The sequence below is a fragment of the Enterobacter sp. 725m/11 genome (genome assembly GCF_011683705.1).
Taxonomy (GTDB): Bacteria; Pseudomonadota; Gammaproteobacteria; order Enterobacterales; family Enterobacteriaceae; genus Enterobacter; species Enterobacter bugandensis.
Window position 1 is genome coordinate 1 of sequence record NZ_JAAQOK010000073.1, and the last position, 15085, is coordinate 15085.

At 58.9% G+C, this 15085-nt stretch carries 14 protein-coding genes and 1 pseudogene; 8 read left to right on the forward strand and 7 right to left on the reverse strand.

What is annotated here, in order from left to right:
• Positions 1 to 249: 249 nt before the first annotated feature.
• From HBA26_RS21395 to HBA26_RS23130, 3 genes are read left to right on the forward strand one after another with little or no spacing between them, the layout of a single operon-like run.
• Entirely contained in the window at positions 250 to 741 is a 492-nt protein-coding gene (locus tag HBA26_RS21395) for an Hcp family type VI secretion system effector (RefSeq protein WP_048959769.1), read from the forward strand.
• A 10-nt stretch (positions 742 to 751) separates the two neighbouring features.
• Positions 752 to 1108: a tlde1 domain-containing protein gene (locus HBA26_RS21400; RefSeq protein ID WP_045325586.1), complete on the forward strand. Its 357-nt coding sequence runs from the start codon at positions 752 to 754 to the stop codon at positions 1106 to 1108.
• Complete coding sequence (locus HBA26_RS23130) at positions 1105 to 1539, forward strand: hypothetical protein (RefSeq protein ID WP_048959767.1); 435 nt, start codon at positions 1105 to 1107, stop codon at positions 1537 to 1539. Before HBA26_RS21400 ends, HBA26_RS23130 begins: the two co-directional genes overlap by 4 nt.
• A gap of 57 nt (positions 1540 to 1596) precedes the next feature.
• Here the strand turns inward: HBA26_RS23130 and HBA26_RS21410 are convergent, their stop codons facing one another.
• Positions 1597 to 2487 (reverse strand): oxidoreductase, encoded by an 891-nt coding sequence (locus HBA26_RS21410; protein WP_063154758.1) that lies wholly within the window; start codon positions 2485 to 2487, stop codon positions 1597 to 1599.
• 105 nt (positions 2488 to 2592) lie between these two features.
• On the opposite strand from HBA26_RS21410, the gene HBA26_RS21415 reads away from it, so the two are divergent.
• A complete protein-coding gene (locus HBA26_RS21415; protein WP_048959087.1) occupies positions 2593 to 3714 on the forward strand; it encodes a YbdK family carboxylate-amine ligase in 1122 nt (373 codons plus the stop codon).
• Here the strand turns inward: HBA26_RS21415 and HBA26_RS21420 are convergent.
• The 3 genes from HBA26_RS21420 to HBA26_RS21430 form a co-directional block, all read right to left on the reverse strand.
• Positions 3665 to 6799 carry an efflux RND transporter permease subunit gene (locus HBA26_RS21420; protein WP_166721038.1) on the reverse strand — a complete coding sequence of 1045 codons (3135 nt, stop codon included), beginning with the start codon at positions 6797 to 6799 and terminating at the stop codon, positions 3665 to 3667. The two genes, HBA26_RS21415 and HBA26_RS21420, sit on opposite strands and share 50 nt — an antisense overlap.
• A gap of 9 nt (positions 6800 to 6808) precedes the next feature.
• The gene (locus HBA26_RS21425) at positions 6809 to 7873 is read right to left on the reverse strand and encodes an efflux RND transporter periplasmic adaptor subunit (RefSeq protein ID WP_047367653.1); all 1065 of its coding nucleotides are present in this window, start codon (positions 7871 to 7873) and stop codon (positions 6809 to 6811) included.
• Positions 7874 to 7956: 83 nt separating this feature from the next.
• The gene (locus tag HBA26_RS21430) at positions 7957 to 10659 is read right to left on the reverse strand and encodes a cation-transporting P-type ATPase (protein ID WP_166721039.1); all 2703 of its coding nucleotides are present in this window, start codon (positions 10657 to 10659) and stop codon (positions 7957 to 7959) included.
• Positions 10660 to 11147: 488 nt separating this feature from the next.
• Here HBA26_RS21430 and HBA26_RS21435 point away from each other — a divergent pair, with 488 nt between their 5' ends.
• Positions 11148 to 11396, forward strand: coding sequence for a DUF1158 domain-containing protein (locus HBA26_RS21435; RefSeq protein WP_126345074.1), 249 nt, complete (start codon positions 11148 to 11150; stop codon positions 11394 to 11396).
• A 56-nt stretch (positions 11397 to 11452) separates the two neighbouring features.
• On the opposite strand, the gene HBA26_RS21440 is transcribed toward HBA26_RS21435, so the two are convergent.
• Entirely contained in the window at positions 11453 to 11794 is a 342-nt protein-coding gene (locus tag HBA26_RS21440) for a RamA family antibiotic efflux transcriptional regulator (protein ID WP_028012253.1), read from the reverse strand.
• Between the two features lie 32 nt (positions 11795 to 11826).
• Entirely contained in the window at positions 11827 to 12930 is a 1104-nt protein-coding gene (locus HBA26_RS21445; protein ID WP_048960930.1) for a RomA family MBL fold metallo-hydrolase, read from the reverse strand.
• Positions 12931 to 13120: 190 nt separating this feature from the next.
• Between HBA26_RS21445 and HBA26_RS21450 the strand changes: the two genes are divergently transcribed.
• The 3 genes from HBA26_RS21450 to nfsB all read left to right on the forward strand — a co-directional run bounded on the left by HBA26_RS21450 (position 13121) and on the right by nfsB (position 14843).
• Positions 13121 to 13711 (forward strand): TetR/AcrR family transcriptional regulator, encoded by a 591-nt coding sequence (locus tag HBA26_RS21450; protein WP_028012251.1) that lies wholly within the window; start codon positions 13121 to 13123, stop codon positions 13709 to 13711.
• Positions 13701 to 14069, forward strand: coding sequence for an MmcQ/YjbR family DNA-binding protein (locus HBA26_RS21455; RefSeq protein WP_028012250.1), 369 nt, complete (start codon positions 13701 to 13703; stop codon positions 14067 to 14069). The genes HBA26_RS21450 and HBA26_RS21455 overlap by 11 nt, the downstream gene beginning before the upstream one ends.
• A gap of 120 nt (positions 14070 to 14189) precedes the next feature.
• The gene (nfsB, locus tag HBA26_RS21460) at positions 14190 to 14843 is read left to right on the forward strand and encodes an oxygen-insensitive NAD(P)H nitroreductase (RefSeq protein WP_047367650.1); all 654 of its coding nucleotides are present in this window, start codon (positions 14190 to 14192) and stop codon (positions 14841 to 14843) included.
• 27 nt (positions 14844 to 14870) lie between these two features.
• On the opposite strand, the pseudogene HBA26_RS21465 reads toward nfsB, so the two are convergent.
• A pseudogene (locus HBA26_RS21465) lies at positions 14871 to 15085 on the reverse strand (hypothetical protein); the annotation flags it as partial.

Genomic DNA, 15085 nt, shown 5'->3' on the forward strand with positions numbered 1-15085 from the left:
TGAGATGTGTATAAGAGACAGAATTATTACTTAAGTAAAACCACGGCATTAAACATTAATAAATTTTCGAGTTTCTAACCGTAAGATCCCACATTTTCTTAATTTATATCAACGAAAATGCAGATCATTTCATATCCAAATCGTACAAAAATTGACGACCCACTTTATAAGCGCTAGCGTCACCATGGTTACCTAACCAACTTAACCAAAAGGCTTTTTCAGGATTTTCTTAAATGGAGTTTTATACAAATGGCTATTCCCGCTTATTTATGGCTCAAAGACGACGGTGGTGCCGACATCAAAGGCTCTGTCGATATACATGGTCGTGAAGGAAGTATTGAGTTAATCGCACTGAACCACGGCGTAATGCAACCCACGGACAAGCATAACGGCAAAGCAACAAGTCTTCGCGTCCATTCCCCTTATTCTTTCGATAAAGAGATCGACGCCTCCAGCCCCTATTTGTACAAGGCAGTCAGTACAGGCCAGAAGCTAAAATCCGCAGAGGTAAAGTTTTACCGTATCAACGATGCCGGCCAGGAAGTGGAATATTTTTCCACAATTATGGAGGGAGTGACGATCCTCAGCGTCTGTCCAATGATGCTTGACGTCAAAGATCCTGACTATGAGAAACATAACCATCTTGAGCTGGTAGAACTGCTGTATGAAAAAATTACCTGGCGCTATGTCGACGGTAACATCATGCATTCTGATAGCTGGAATGATCGCAAAACGACATAAGGAGAACGTTATGGTATGGAAGTATGAGCAGTCTACCGGCAAGATGTATAAAGACGGCAAATTAATTGAAACCGGATATTCCGGAGCTCTTACGAATAAAAACAACCCGGACCGTCAGCATGTAAAGGGACTGGGGCCACTGCCTCGCGGGACATATAAAATCGCGGGTCATTCGAATTCAAAAGGACCAATTACAATCATCCTTGAGCAAACCTCCGGAGAGAGTTTTGGTCGCTCAGAATTCCGCATTCATGGTGACCACAAGTATGGTCCAGCCGGGTTTGCATCAGAGGGGTGCATCATTCTCTCACTGTCAACGCGACGTAAAATCCTTCGTGACGGCGGTGACCTTGAGGTCGTGCGATGAAATACCCTACCGTACTCCTGCTATGTGCGCTCGCCGTCCCAGCCATTGCAGCCAGCACTGACTGGCCCTCAGCACTTAATGGAATCGCCTCTGGTGATGCAAACTGGATAGCGCAAGCCCCAACGCTGGCTGCCACGGCAGACGTCAAGCAGGCGCAACAGCTGGAGGACTCCTTAGCCGCAGCGCTCATAACAAACACGAACGCAACGTTGAAAGCGCTCCGCGCCATTGACGCCGGAAAGTGGCCGCACATGGTAGGCAGCGATATTGTCTGCACGCCGCCTTTAGAGAAATCCCCCGAAGAAATCGACGCGTTCTATCAGCGTACCCGCCGGGCGCTGCTGGAGACGGTTGAGGGTGCTCAGTGCCTCTGGATTCTGGAGGCAACCATGGAAGAGTTGAAAGCAGAGAAAGCCCGTCAGGCTAAGTAGAGACGCTACCCGGCGCACAACGGCCGGGTCTTTCCTTCACTCACTCCAGACCCAGGCTCACCCCGGCCCCTCGCTCCCCGCCGCCAGCAGCGGCACCACCACATCACTGATGGGCACCGCAATGCCGTGCCTGCGGCCGTAGCGCTGGATGACGCCGTTGCGGATATCCCACTCCATCGGGCGATCCGCCTGACGGTCGGCGAGAATCGACGTACCCAAATCCACGGGCGCGCGTTGGAATTTCGCCAGGATCTCCTGCGCCACGTCATCGTTCAGCTTCGCCCCTTCAGCGCGGGCGACGGTCAGCCCTTCGCGCAGGTAGGCCAGCGCCAGCTCGCTGATATCCTCGCGCCTGAACATCCCGGCGCGGCGGTTGGCCAGCACCATCAGCCCGGCGACCGCGTTTTGCAGCAGCTTGCGCCAGGCGACGGTGGGGAAATCTTCCGAGAGCTCAACCGCGCAGCGCGTATCACGAAGCGCTTCGACCACCCGCTGCGCCTGGTGCACGTCCGGCAGCGTCAGGCGCGGTTTGGCGCGCAGCCAGACGGAGGCATCCGGCTCGCGCTGCGCCGGGAACCAGACCACCGACGGCAGCACCGTTGCGCCATTGACCAAAGGCTCAAGCTGCGCCTTCTGCTCTACGCCGTTTTGCAGCGCGCAGACCACGGTATTTTCATCGCACAGCGCGCGCAGCCACCCGGCGCTGTCGGAATTTTGCGTCGTTTTTACCGCCACAAAAACAAGATCTGCGGGGCGAGTAATGACGGACGGTTCGGTGAATACCGGACCGGGCACAACCGTTTCCCCCTCGTCGTAACGCAGGCGTAATTCCGGATGCGCGGTGCGTCCGCAGAGCAGCGGCGTGCGGCCAGCGTCATGCAACACCGCGGCAATGGTGGTGCCAATCGCACCGGGACCAATCAGCGCAATCACTGGATTCTCAGACATGGTTAACCCCTCTTTTCGCTAAGCCTGCTAACAGTTATACCACCCTGAAAAGTGAGCGCCACGTCGTTGTCTATACTCAACACACAACAGACAACGGAGTGCGCCATGCCTTTACCTGATTTCAAATCCTCTGAACCGTTCACCCTCGGCATCGAACTCGAACTGCAGGTGGTTAACCCGCCGGGCTACGATCTGAGCCAGGACTCCTCTGCCCTCATCGCCGCCGTCAAAGACGACATCAAAGGCGGTGAAGTCAAACACGATATCACCGAAAGCATGCTCGAAATCGCCACCGGCGTGTGCCAGAACATTGACCAGGCGGCGGCGCAGTTCTCGGTGATGCAGCAGAGCATCCTGCGCGCGGCGGCGGAGCAGCATATTCAGATCTGCGGCGGCGGGACGCATCCGTTCCAGAAATGGCAGCGTCAGGAGGTGTGCGACGACGAGCGCTATAACGTCACGCTGGAGCGCTTTGGCTACCTGATTTTGCAGGCAACGGTGTTCGGACAGCACGTGCACGTCGGCTGCCGGACCGGGGATGACGCCATTTATCTCCTGCACGGCCTGTCGCGCTTCGTGCCGCACTTTATCGCCCTGGCGGCCGCCTCGCCGTACATGCAGGGCACAGACACGAAGTTCTCCTCGTCGCGGCTCAACATCTTCTCCGGGTTCCCGGATAACGGCCAGATGCCGTGGGTTAACAGCTGGCAGGAGTTCGAAGGGCTGTTCCGCCGCCTGAGCGCTACCAGCATGATCGACAGCATTAAAGATCTGCACTGGGACATTCGCCCCAGCCCGCATTTTGGCACCGTTGAGGTACGGGTGATGGATACCCCACTGACGCTCGGCCACGCGATTAATATCGCCGGGCTGATCCAGGCCACGTCTCACTGGCTGCTGACCACGCGGCCGTATAACCATCAGGAGCGGGATTTTCTGCTGTACCGCTTTAACCGTTTTCAGGCGTGTCGCTACGGGCTGGAGGGGGTTCTGACGGACGTGCATACCGGCGAGCACAAAACCGTGGCGGACGATATCGCCTGGCTGCTGGAGCAGGTTGCGCCGTCGGCCGAGAAGCTCGGCGCAACGAGCGCAATTAATGAAATTGCCCTGCTGTTAAAGCAGGGCAAGAGCGAGGCGCAGCGCATGCGGGACTTCATCGCCGACGGCGGCTCGCTTATTTCTCTGGTTCAGAAGCACTGCGAGCTGTGGGCGACGAGTCCGTAAGGCCGTGGCCCCACTCGCGCAGGCGCTGGAACAGCACGAACAGCGCGGGGATAAACACAATCCCTACCACGGTTGCCACCAGCATGCCGCTGAACACCGTGGTGCCAATGATGCGGCGGCTCTGGGCACCCGCCCCGGTCGCCAGCATCATGGGCAGAACGCCGATGATGAACGACACGGCGGTCATCATCACCGCGCGGAAGCGGCGCGATGCCCCTTCCCGCGCGGCATCGACAATTGCCATCCCGTCCATCCGCCGCGCGCGGGCGAACTCCACGATAAGAATCGCGTTTTTCGCCGCTAACGCGATCAGCAAGACCAGACCGATCTGGACGTATACGTCGTTGGCGTAGCCCGCCAGCCACAGCCAGACCAGCGCCCCGCCGATGGCGAACAGCACCGAAAGCATCACGCTCGCCGGGAGCGTCCAGCTCTCGTACTGGGCGACGAGGAACAGCCACGCCATCACCACCGCCGCCAGCACAATCCATACCGCCTGGTTGCCGGTCTGCTGCTCCTGATACGACATGCCGCTCCAGGCGTAGTCGTACCCGGCAGGCAGGCTCTGCGCCAGAATTTCGCCCATCGCCACCATCGCGGTGCTGCTGCTTACCCCTTCCGCTGCCGAACCGCTTACCGATACCGACGGGAACTGGTTGTACTGCTGAATAAATGGCGCGCCGACGGTCGGCGTGATGGTGACGAGGTTGCTCAGACGCACCCGCTCGCCGCTGTTGCTGCGCACGAACAGCTCGCTGATTTGCTCCGCGCGCTCGCGCCACTGCATCTCATTCTGCATCACCACGTGGTAGACGCGGTTGTTGACGCTGAAATCCCCGGCGCGGGTGCCGCCGAAGGCGGTTTGCAGGCTGCTGAAGATGCGCGACACCGGCACGTCGAGGCGAGCCGCACGCTCGCGGTCAACGGTCAGCGTTAGCTGCGGCACGTTGCTGCTCCAGGTGGTGAACACGCGGCTCAGCTGCGGATGCTGGTTGGCTTTTGCCAGCACCTCACGCGTGACGCGCTCCAGCTCCGCCGGGCTCTGCCCCGCCTGCGCCTGAATGCGCAGGTCGAAGCCAGAGGCGTTGCCCAGCCCCGGCAGCGTCGGCGGCGCGAAGGTCATGATGGTCGCTTCCGGCAGGGCCAGCAGCTGGCGCTGAAGGGTGCCCATCACCTCGTCCAGCGACGGGCGCTCGCTCCAGTCCTTCAGCATGATGGAGATAAACCCGCCGTTGGAGGCGCTGGTGCCGTTGAGGATGTTAAACCCGGAGACCTGAATGACGTCTTCCACCGCCGGGTTTTTAGCGATCAGCGCGCGCGCGGTGGTCATTACCGCTTCGGTACGCTCCAGCGAGGCCGCCTCCGGTAGCTGGACGCTAGCGAAGAAGTAGCCCTGATCTTCCTGCGGAAGGAAGCCTTTTGGCATCGACATAAAGCTGAACGCCACCACCGCCGCCGCGCCTGCGGTGGCCAGCAGCGCCAGCCACGGACGCCGGTTGAACACGCTCACTATCCGGGTGTAAAGCGTGCGCGTGGCGTCCAGCCCACGGTTGAACCCACGGAAAATGGCGGCAGGCTTCGCCGGACGCGGGCGCAGCAGCATGGCACAGAGCGCGGGCGTCAGGGTCAGCGCCACCAGGCTTGAGAGCGTGACGGCGGTGGAGAACGTCACCGCGAACTGGCGGTACAGCTCGCCCACGATCCCCGGCAGGAGCGCCACCGGCACAAACACCGCCAGCAGCACCAGCGTGGTAGCAATCACCGGCCCGGCAATCTGGCGCAGCGCCAGCGCGGTCGCCGCCGTGCGGCTCTGCCCTTCCGCCATCAGGGTTTCGACGCTCTCAACCACCACGATGGCATCATCCACCACCATGGTCAGCGCCAGAATAATGGCGAACAGGCTCAGCGTGTTGGCGGAGTAGCCGAGCGCGTAGAGCACCGCAAAGGTGCCCACCAGCGACACCGGAATGGCGAGGGCGACAATCAGTGTCGCGCGCCAGCTTTGCAGGAACAGGGAAACGACCACCACAACCGCCAGCATGGTCAGCGCCAGCGAGACGCCAATCTCTTTAATGGTGGCGGCAACAAAGGTGGTGGTGTCGAATTTTACCTCGTAGACCAGGTCGTCCGGGAAACGCGTCGAGAGACGATCCAGCTCCGCGCGCACCGCGTCGGCCACGCGCAGGGCGTTGGCGGACGGCGTCGGGTAGATGCCGAGGTAGGCGGAGTCATGCCCGTTCAGCTGAGCGCCCGAGCTGTAGCTGCGCGAGCCGAGCTCGATGGTGGCGACGTCCTTCATGCGCACCAGCTGGCCCATCTCCCCGGCGCGAATAATGATGTCGGCAAAGTCTTCGGCCTGGCTTAAGCGCCCCAGACCGTTGATGGTCAGCGTCTGCTGCTGGCCGTTGAATACTGGTGGCGTACCGATCTGGCCCGCCGCCCCCTGCACGTTCTGCTCGCGCAGCGCCTGCGCCACGTCATCGGTGGTCACGTTCAGGGCGTTCATGCGGTCCGGACGCAGCCAGATGCGCATGCTGTAGTCCCGCGCGCCAAACATCTGCACCTGTCCCACGCCCGGCAGACGCGACAGCGCCTCGCGCACCTGTGTGCTGGCGTAGTTGCTGACAAATAGCGGCGTGTGGGTGTTGTTCGGTGAGTAAAGGCTTACACCCATCATCAGGTTGGTGGCGCGCTTGCGCACCTGCACGCCGTTTTGCTGTGCCTCGGTCGGCAGCTGCGCCACGGCCTGCGCCACGCGGTTTTGCACGTCGATGGCGGCGAGGTCCGGATCGGTCCCCGCCGCAAAGGTGATGTTCAGGCTGTAGGTGCCTTCATCCGAGCTGGTGGACTCCATATAGAGCATATGATCCACCCCGTTAAGCTGCGTCTCCAGCGGCGTGGCGATGGCCTCCGCCACGTCAGCCGAGCTGGCGCCCGGCCAGCTGGCAGAAACATTCACCACCGGCGGGGTGATCTGCGGATACTGCTCTACCGGAATAATCCTCAGCGCGATGGCCCCCAGCAGGGTGATGACCAGCGCAATCACCATCGCGAAGCGCGGGCGTTTGATAAAAAACGTCAGCATGATGGCTCCTTAATTGAGTATCTGGACGGCAGCGCCGGGCTGCACGCGCTGCGCGCCGTCGGTAATCGCTCGCTCACCGGGCTTCACGCCGGAGGCAATCTGAAACTGCTGGCCGATCTGGCCGGCCACGTTCAGCGGGCGCCTTTCGGCGTTGCCGTCGGCGTTAACCACCCAGGCGAAGAACCCGTCGCCGTTCTGCTGGACCGCGGCGGCAGGCAGCGTCAGCACCGGCTGCTCGCTCGCCGGACGCAGGTAGACGTTCACGTTGCCGCCGGGCAGCAGCTGGTGGCGCGGGTTAGCAAACTCGGCGCGCAGCATCACGCTGGCGGTGCGCGGGTCGATCCGGTTGTCCACGGAGGTAAGTTCCCCGCCGACGCGCTGGCCGTTGCTGTCGATCAGCGCCTGCCAGGCCTGCTTCATGGCGCTGATATCTGCGTGCTGTCCGGCTTTGGTGGCAAACGCCCCCTCCTCCAGCGCAAAGGCGATGCGGATGGGATCGAGCTGCACCACCTCCACCAGCACGCCGCTGGCAGGATTCACCAGGCTGCCCACATGGAACTGGCTGTGGCCCACGCGACCGTCAATCGGCGAGGTGATGCGGGTGTAGTTCAGGGTGACGCTGCGGGTGTCGAGCCGGGCTTTCGCCTGCTCCAGCGCGGCGCTCGCCACGTCGCGCTGCATGCGGGCATTATCCACGTCGTGACGGCTGATGGCGTTGCTGCTGCCCAGGCTTTCGAAGCGGGAAAGCTGCTGCTGCGCCTGACGCAGCGTGGCTTCAGCGCTTCTCACTTCAGCCTGCGCCAGACGCAGGGCAGCGCGCGGCTCGGCGTCGTCCAGCTCGAACAGCACGTCGCCTTTTTTCACGTACTGCCCGTCGCGGAAGTTGATTTTCGTTATCACGCCTTCCGTACGCGCGCGCAGCTCAACGGTGTGAATGGCTTCGATGCGGCCCGGGATCTGGCGCTCGGCGGCGTGGGCGGTCTGCTCCACGGTGGCGACGCGAACGGGGACCGCGGCGGCGAAGACGGGTTGCAGGGTACTGACAAGAAGGGCGAACAGGAGTGGAAGTTTCATGGGAGTACCTCAGCGTTGTTTCTCCCCTCACCCCGGCCCTCTCCCCAAAGGGGCGAGGGTTAGGGTGAGGGGTAAGATTTTCGTTATGCAGCCTTACGGAACCTGCGGGTCAGTCGCTTCTCGATTTCGACGACGAAGAACATCACCCCAGCCACCGCCAGCGTCACGAACCAGTAGCGCAGCGGCAGCGCTTCGGTGCCGAACAGCATCTGCATAAACGGCAGGTAGATAATGGCCGCCTGGAGCAGGAACAGTACGCCCGTCACCAGCCAGATCCCTTTGTTCGCCAGCAGGCCGCGGTTGAGGGAGAACCCTTCGGTGTTGCGGCAGTTAATCATGTACACCCACTGGGCGCAGACCAGCATCTGCAGCAGCACGGTGCGGATGAACTCCGCGCTGTGGCCACGCGGAGCCAGCCAGGCTTCAAGCGCAAAGGCGGCGATGGCAATCATGGTGCCGACGAAGGCCACGCGCCATACGGCGTAGGCATCCATCACGTGCTGCCCGGTCTGGCGCGGCGGGCGGCGCATGATGTTGCGCTCGGCGGCCTCAAAGGCCAGGCCGAAGGAGAGCGTGGCGGAGGTCGCCATGTTCATCCACAGAATCAGCACCGGCGTTAGCGGAATGATGTTCCCCGCCAGCAGCGCAATCACAATCAGCAGCCCCTGCGCCAGGTTGGTCGGCATGATGAACAGGATGGTTTTCTTCAGGTTGTCGTAAACGCGACGCCCCTCTTTCACCGCGCTGGCGATGGTGGCGAAGTTATCGTCCGTCAGGACCATGTCCGCCGCCTCTTTGGTGACTTCCGTGCCCTTAATGCCCATCGCGATGCCGACGTCCGCCTGGCGCAGCGCCGGGGCATCGTTTACGCCGTCACCGGTCATGCCGACGATTTCACCTTTGTCCTGCAGCGCTTTCACCAGGCGCAGCTTATGCTCCGGGCTGGTACGGGCGAAGATGTCATACTTCACCGCCGCTTCCTCCAGCTCGGCGTCGTCCATTTTCTCCAGCTGATAGCCGGTAACCGCCTGCTCGCTGTTGCTGATCCCCAGCATCTGGCCGATGCTCATCGCCGTCTGCGGGTGATCGCCGGTGATCATCTTGACGCGGATCCCCGCCTGCTGGCAGGCGTTAATCGCATCAATCGCTTCCGGGCGCGGCGGATCCATCATTCCGGCGATGCCGAGGAAGATCAGGCCGTGGCTCAGGTCGTCGTGCGTCAGCTCCTGCCCGCCGTTCGCCGGCTTGAACGCCGCGGCGACCATGCGCAGCCCCTGACGCGCATAGCGCTCCATCTCCGTTTCCCAGTACGCACGGTTGAACGCTTGCGCACCGTTACGCGTCTGCTGCTGGTTGCACAGGGCGAAAATGACGTCCGGCGCGCCGGTAATCAAAATCTGCTCCTCACCGCCAATCTGGTAGTGGGTGCTCATGTACTTGTACTGAGAATCGAACGGGATCTTGTTAACCAGCGTGGTCGCCACCGGCTCAAGGCTGGCCTTCGCCGCCAGCACCTTCAGCGCGCCCTCGGTCGGCCCACCGGTAATGCCCCACAGGCCGCGCTCGTCCTGAATCAGCTGGCTGTCGTTGCACAGGTCAACGGTGCGCAGATACTGCTCCAGGACGGTGCCCGGCTGGATCTGCACCGGCTCGTCGCTGCCTTCCAGGTAGATATTGCCTACCGGCTCGTAGCTGTTGCCGTCCACGCGGTAGCAGACGTCGGCGGTGATGATGGCTTTTACCGTCATCTCGTTCATGGTCAGGGTCCCGGTTTTATCCGAGCAGACCACGGTCATCGCGCCCAGGGTTTCAACCGTCGGCAGCTTTCGGATAATCGCCCGCTTGCGTGCCATCGCCTGTACGCCCAGGGAGAGGATGATGGAGATAATCGCCGGCAGGCCTTCCGGTACGGAGGCGACCGCCAGGCTGATCAGGGAGAGCAGCAGCTCGCCCATCGGGATCTCGCGGAACATCAGGCTGAAGACGAACAGCGCGGCCATCATCGCCAGAATAATGACGAAGATGGCTTTACCCAGCTTGTCCATCTGCACCAGCAGCGGGGTACGGTGCTTTTCGATGCCTGCCATCATCTGGTTGATGTGGCCGAGTTCCGTATCCTTACCGGTCGCGGTGACCACGCCGCCGCCTGCGCTCACGGTCGTTCCTGAGAAGACCATATTAGTGCGGTCTCCCAGCGGTAATTCGCCGCTCAGCGGATTCGTGTGTTTATCCACCACGGTGGACTCACCGGTCAGAATCGCCTCCTCCACGCGTAAATTATGCGCCTCGATTAAACGCATATCCGCCGGAATACGATCCCCCGCGCGCAATACAATAATATCGCCCGGAACTATTTCCGTCGTTGGTATGGTTTCATGGTTGCCGTTGCGAATAACGCGCGCCTCGCTGGAAAGCATATTGCGAATACTCTTCAGCGATTTTTCCGCGTTGCTTTCCTGAATGTGGCCAATTAGCGCATTGATGACCGCCACGCCCAAAATTACCAGCGTATCGACCCAGTGTCCCATTACCGCCGTTAATACCGCGGCGGCCAGCAGGACATAAATCAGCACATCATTAAAATGGGCTAAGAAACGCAGCCAGGCGGGTTTGCCTTTTTTCTCCGGCAGCGCGTTCGGCCCTGTTTTTTGCAGACGCGCCTGCGCCTCTGCACGATCCAGACCGCTGGCTTGGCTCTGCACGTGGGTAAGCACCTGCTCTGCGGTCTGCTGGTATGCCAGCCCGCCGGAAGGCGGCACGTTTGGGGAGTATTTTTTTTCAGTCATCATATTTTTCCTTCAATTTCCGGTGAACAGAAGCCTGAATTCCTTTCTGGCTTAAATAAATTGATTTTAAAGTCTTGCGGGTAAAATTGATCTACCGCAATATATTTACCACTGGGTTATTCAAAATTGATTAAAATTATTTCGACGAGCTGATTTTTACAAAATATTTCTAAACCAATCCTAAACGAGGGGGAACCATGTTTGGTATTTATCGCGGACGGCGCCTGGCGTTATACATTGTCGCAGCCATTGTTATTGCGACGTTAATTGGATATAGCACCTATATGTTTGTAAAATTATTTTCGTGATGCAGACATTTATTTACATAGCGCGATATTAATTTAATGATCAGGATTAAATTATTCTCCTTCCGCGCATTATTCTTCGGAGGAAGGAATTATTTAATTTAAAAAGGGCCGACGGGTTGATATTGCTTTACGTTAAAGGATGCCGGACAATGACATTTTTAACTGACGATTAACATTACGATGAAACACCCGTTGGAATCGCTGCTGACTGCGGGGGGCATTTTATTGATGGCCCTGATCTCTTGCTTACTGCTACCCGCGCCGTCGCTGGGTCTGGTGCTGGCGCAGAAGCTGGTTCAAACCTTTCATATGATCGATCTGAACCAGCTCTACACCATTTTGTTCTGCGTGTGGTTTTTACTGCTCGGCGCTATCGAATTCTTCATCCTGCGTTTCGTCTGGCGCCGCTGGTTTTCACTGGCGTCGTAGGCCAATAAAAAAGCCGGGTAGCAGCGATGCCTTACCCGGCCTTTGTTTCGTCAATTTCAATGCGCCCGACTATGGTTCTCTTTGCGGTAAGCCCCGGGCGGCTGATGGAAGGTGCGGGTAAAGATGCGCGTAAAGGTCTGCTGCGATTCAAAGCCGTAGCGCAGGCAGATTTCGTACACGCGCTCGTCAGATTCACGCAGATCCCGCGCCGCCAGCAGCAGCTTGCGCTCGCGGATGTAGCGCCCAAGGCTTTCGCCTTTGTACTGCATAAACAGCCGCTGTAAATGCCACTTGGAGTAACCCGCGTGACGGGCGATCTCTTCGATGCGTAGCGGCTGGTGTAGGTTGTCATCGATCCATTCGACAATCGTATCAATGACCTGAGCGGAAATCGTCATGCTGCTCTCCCCCTCTGTTTCTTGGTTCAACATTATTCCCACCACTCACGAAATTGTTGCGTGCTATCGCTCACCCGGACCGGCTCACCCAGCTCCGGCGTCAGCAGCCGATAATTTTTGTCCTTGCTGGCCCGCGCCAGCTGGATCAGCGGATCGTTCCAGGTGTGTTTCGCCAGCACGAAGCGTCCGTTATGCCCCGGCACCACCGCTTTCGCATTGAGGTCCGCCGAGGCCTGCGCCGTTTCATCCGGCAGCATGTGGATGTACTTCCAGTCCTGGTCGTACTGGCCGTTTTCCATGATGGCTAAATCCACTTCGCCAAACTGCTCGCCGATGGCCTTAAAGTGCGGGCCATAACCGGAATCGCCGCTGTAGTAGACCTTCTGCTCTGGCGTGACAAACATGAAGCTGCCCCACAGGGTCTGGTCACGCTTAATGCCGCGCCCCGAGAAGTGGCGCGCGGGCAGAACATGAACCGTCAGCGCATCGCTGATGTGCACCGACTGGTTCCAGTCCCGTTCGTCGATAATCTCAGGCTTCATTCCCCAGTAGCGCAGGTGGGAGCCCACGCCGAGCGGCGTAACGACGCGCTTCACCTTCGGCAGTAGCGCCCGGATGGTGGCGTAGTCCAGATGGTCGTAGTGATCGTGCGAGATAATCAGCAGGTCGATTTCCGGCATGCTCTCCGCGCGCCACGGATACTCTCCCGCAAACGCTTTATTGAGGAACGAGAACGGCGCGGCGTAGTTGCCGAGGACCGGGTCGATCAGAATGCGTTTTCCCGCCAGCTGCATATACCACGAGGAGTGGCCGAGCCACACCAGCGTATCCTGCTCCAGAGGCAGGCTCGCCAGATCGGTTTTCACCAGCGGCAGCGGCTGCGCCGGACGAGCGTTTTCGGTTTTACGGGTCAGGAACTGCCACCACGCCACCAGCATGTTTTGCTGCCCGGTAAAGCCAGGCGTCGGGAGCGCGTTGTGGAACTTCCCGTCGCGATAGTGCGGAGAAGCCTCCACTTCGGTGAGCTGCGCACCCTGCGGCGGCTGGCCAAATCCGGCATTCAGAACAAACGGTAAACTCGCAGCTGAAGCAATAATCATGAGGAACACCACGCAGATGAAGAGAGGCTTTTTCATATCCTGACCCGAAAACGCGCGCCATCCGATGGTTTACGCGAGGGAAACTTGATTATGAGTGAGTAAGCACTCATTATAGATATGATGATAAAGTCGTCAAGACGTTTTCGATCTTTGACATTCCGCGTTGCAGCGTGTCAAAGCACGTGTTTCAATCAGGGTTTTTATAATTGAAAGGGGGAAAAATTTAGTGGCACGTCCGAAAAGTGAAGATAAAAAACAGGCCTTACTGGAAGCCGCGACGGTGGCATTTGCACAGTCAGGTATTGCCGCCTCAACGGCGTTAATTGCCCGTAATGCGGGCGTCGCTGAAGGCACGCTGTTTCGCTACTTTGCTACTAAAGACGATCTGCTGAATGCCCTTTACCTGCACCTCAAGCAGGATCTCTGCCAGACCATGCTGGCGAACCTCGATCGCACCCTCACGCTTCCTAAAGAGCATACCCGCAATATCTGGAACAGCTACGTGGACTGGGGGATTCGTAACCCCGTGGCGCATGCGGCGATCCGCCAGATTGGCGTGAGTGAAAAGCTAAGCGCTGAAACGGAACAGGCGGTGAAAGAGATGTTTCCGGAACTTCACGAGCTATGCCGCCGTTCGGTGCGCCCGGTGTTTATGTCCGATGAATTCAAAACGTTTGGCGATGCGCTTTTCTTATCGCTGGCGGAAACCACCATGGAGTTTGCCACCCGCGATCCGTCCCGCGCCACCGATTTTAAAGCGCTGGGTTTCGAAGCCATGTGGCGCGGGCTGGCTCAGGAGGATAACGATGGACAGTAAATCCCTGCAGGCGCACGCAAAACGCGTCGCGCTGGAGATGCCTTTCACCGAACACTGCTGGCCGTTTGGCCCCGAGTACGACGTGTTTAAGGTGGGCGGGAAAATTTTTATGCTGATGGCCACCGCGCACGGACGCCCCCACGTTAGCCTGAAATCCGACCCGGAAAAATCCCTGTTAAATCAGCAGATTTACCGTGGCGTTGAGCCGGGCTACCACCTCAATAAAAAACACTGGATTTCGCTCTACGGCACCGAGGACATCACGCCAGAACTGGTCGCCGACCTGATCGAGGATTCGTGGAACCTGGTCGTCGATAAGCTGCCGAAAAAAGACCAGAAATGGATACGCCCTGCCTGATTGTTCGTCTGTGCCGAACAGTATAACCGCTCGAATCGCACTTATCTTTTGCCGCTTCGCGCGGTAATCTGCTCTCCTTTCGCGCCCGCGCACGGGCGAATTTCATTACCAGGAGTAGTCATGGATATCATTTCTGTCGCCCTGAAACGCCACTCTACCAAGGCGTTCGACCCAACCAAAAAACTGACCGCTGAAGAAGCAGAGAAAATCAAAACCCTGCTGCAGTACAGCCCGTCCAGCACCAACTCCCAGCCGTGGCACTTCATTGTGGCCAGCACCGAGGAAGGAAAAGCCCGCGTGGCGAAATCCGCCGCGGGCACTTACGTGTTCAACGAACGCAAAATGCTGGACGCCTCTCACGTGGTGGTGTTCTGCGCGAAAACCGCGATGGACGACGCCTGGCTGGAACGCGTTGTCGACCAGGAAGAGGCCGATGGCCGTTTCAACACGCCGGAAGCCAAAGCCGCGAACCATAAGGGCCGCACCTACTTCGCCGACATGCACCGTGTGGATCTGAAAGATGACGACCAGTGGATGGCGAAACAGGTTTACCTGAACGTCGGTAACTTCCTGCTGGGCGTGGGCGCGATGGGTCTGGACGCGGTGCCGATTGAAGGCTTTGACGCGGCGATTCTGGATGAAGAGTTTGGCCTGAAAGAGAAAGGCTTCACCAGCCTGGTGGTGGTCCCGGTCGGGCACCACAGCGTGGAAGATTTTAACGCCACGCTGCCGAAGTCTCGTCTGCCGCTGAGCACGATTGTGACCGAGTGCTGATTCAAACGGGCCGCTGCACGCGGCCCGTTACGTTTTACTGATAACCAGCCTGCGGTGTGGATGTACATCGCGATCGCTTCCCCAGGCAAAGGCAATCCAGCGCTCTTCCAGCTCGGCGTAAGAGTTTACGGGCGTTAACGTCCATTCTTCTCCCACTGTACCGTCTGCCACGCTAATGCGATAGTTCATTGTGAACGCCCAGTCGATCATGCACAGCCAGAACCTGTCTCTTATACACATCT

Bases quoted from the DNA above. Each gene is read 5' to 3' on its own strand.
- HBA26_RS21415 (WP_048959087.1), top strand. From the start codon at position 2,593: ATGCCTTTACCTGATTTCAAATCCTCTGAACCGTTCACCCTCGGCATC.
- HBA26_RS21455 (WP_028012250.1), top strand. From the start codon at position 13,701: ATGGACAGTAAATCCCTGCAGGCGCACGCAAAACGCGTCGCGCTGGAG.
- HBA26_RS21435 (WP_126345074.1), top strand. From the start codon at position 11,148: ATGAAACACCCGTTGGAATCGCTGCTGACTGCGGGGGGCATTTTATTG.
- HBA26_RS23130 (WP_048959767.1), top strand. From the start codon at position 1,105: ATGAAATACCCTACCGTACTCCTGCTATGTGCGCTCGCCGTCCCAGCC.
- HBA26_RS21440 (WP_028012253.1), bottom strand. From the start codon at position 11,794: ATGACGATTTCCGCTCAGGTCATTGATACGATTGTCGAATGGATCGAT.
- HBA26_RS21410 (WP_063154758.1), bottom strand. From the start codon at position 2,487: ATGTCTGAGAATCCAGTGATTGCGCTGATTGGTCCCGGTGCGATTGGC.
- HBA26_RS21445 (WP_048960930.1), bottom strand. From the start codon at position 12,930: ATGAAAAAGCCTCTCTTCATCTGCGTGGTGTTCCTCATGATTATTGCT.
- HBA26_RS21420 (WP_166721038.1), bottom strand. From the start codon at position 6,799: ATGCTGACGTTTTTTATCAAACGCCCGCGCTTCGCGATGGTGATTGCG.
- HBA26_RS21425 (WP_047367653.1), bottom strand. From the start codon at position 7,873: ATGAAACTTCCACTCCTGTTCGCCCTTCTTGTCAGTACCCTGCAACCC.
- nfsB (WP_047367650.1), top strand. From the start codon at position 14,190: ATGGATATCATTTCTGTCGCCCTGAAACGCCACTCTACCAAGGCGTTC.
- HBA26_RS21430 (WP_166721039.1), bottom strand. From the start codon at position 10,659: ATGACTGAAAAAAAATACTCCCCAAACGTGCCGCCTTCCGGCGGGCTG.
- HBA26_RS21395 (WP_048959769.1), top strand. From the start codon at position 250: ATGGCTATTCCCGCTTATTTATGGCTCAAAGACGACGGTGGTGCCGAC.
- HBA26_RS21400 (WP_045325586.1), top strand. From the start codon at position 752: ATGGTATGGAAGTATGAGCAGTCTACCGGCAAGATGTATAAAGACGGC.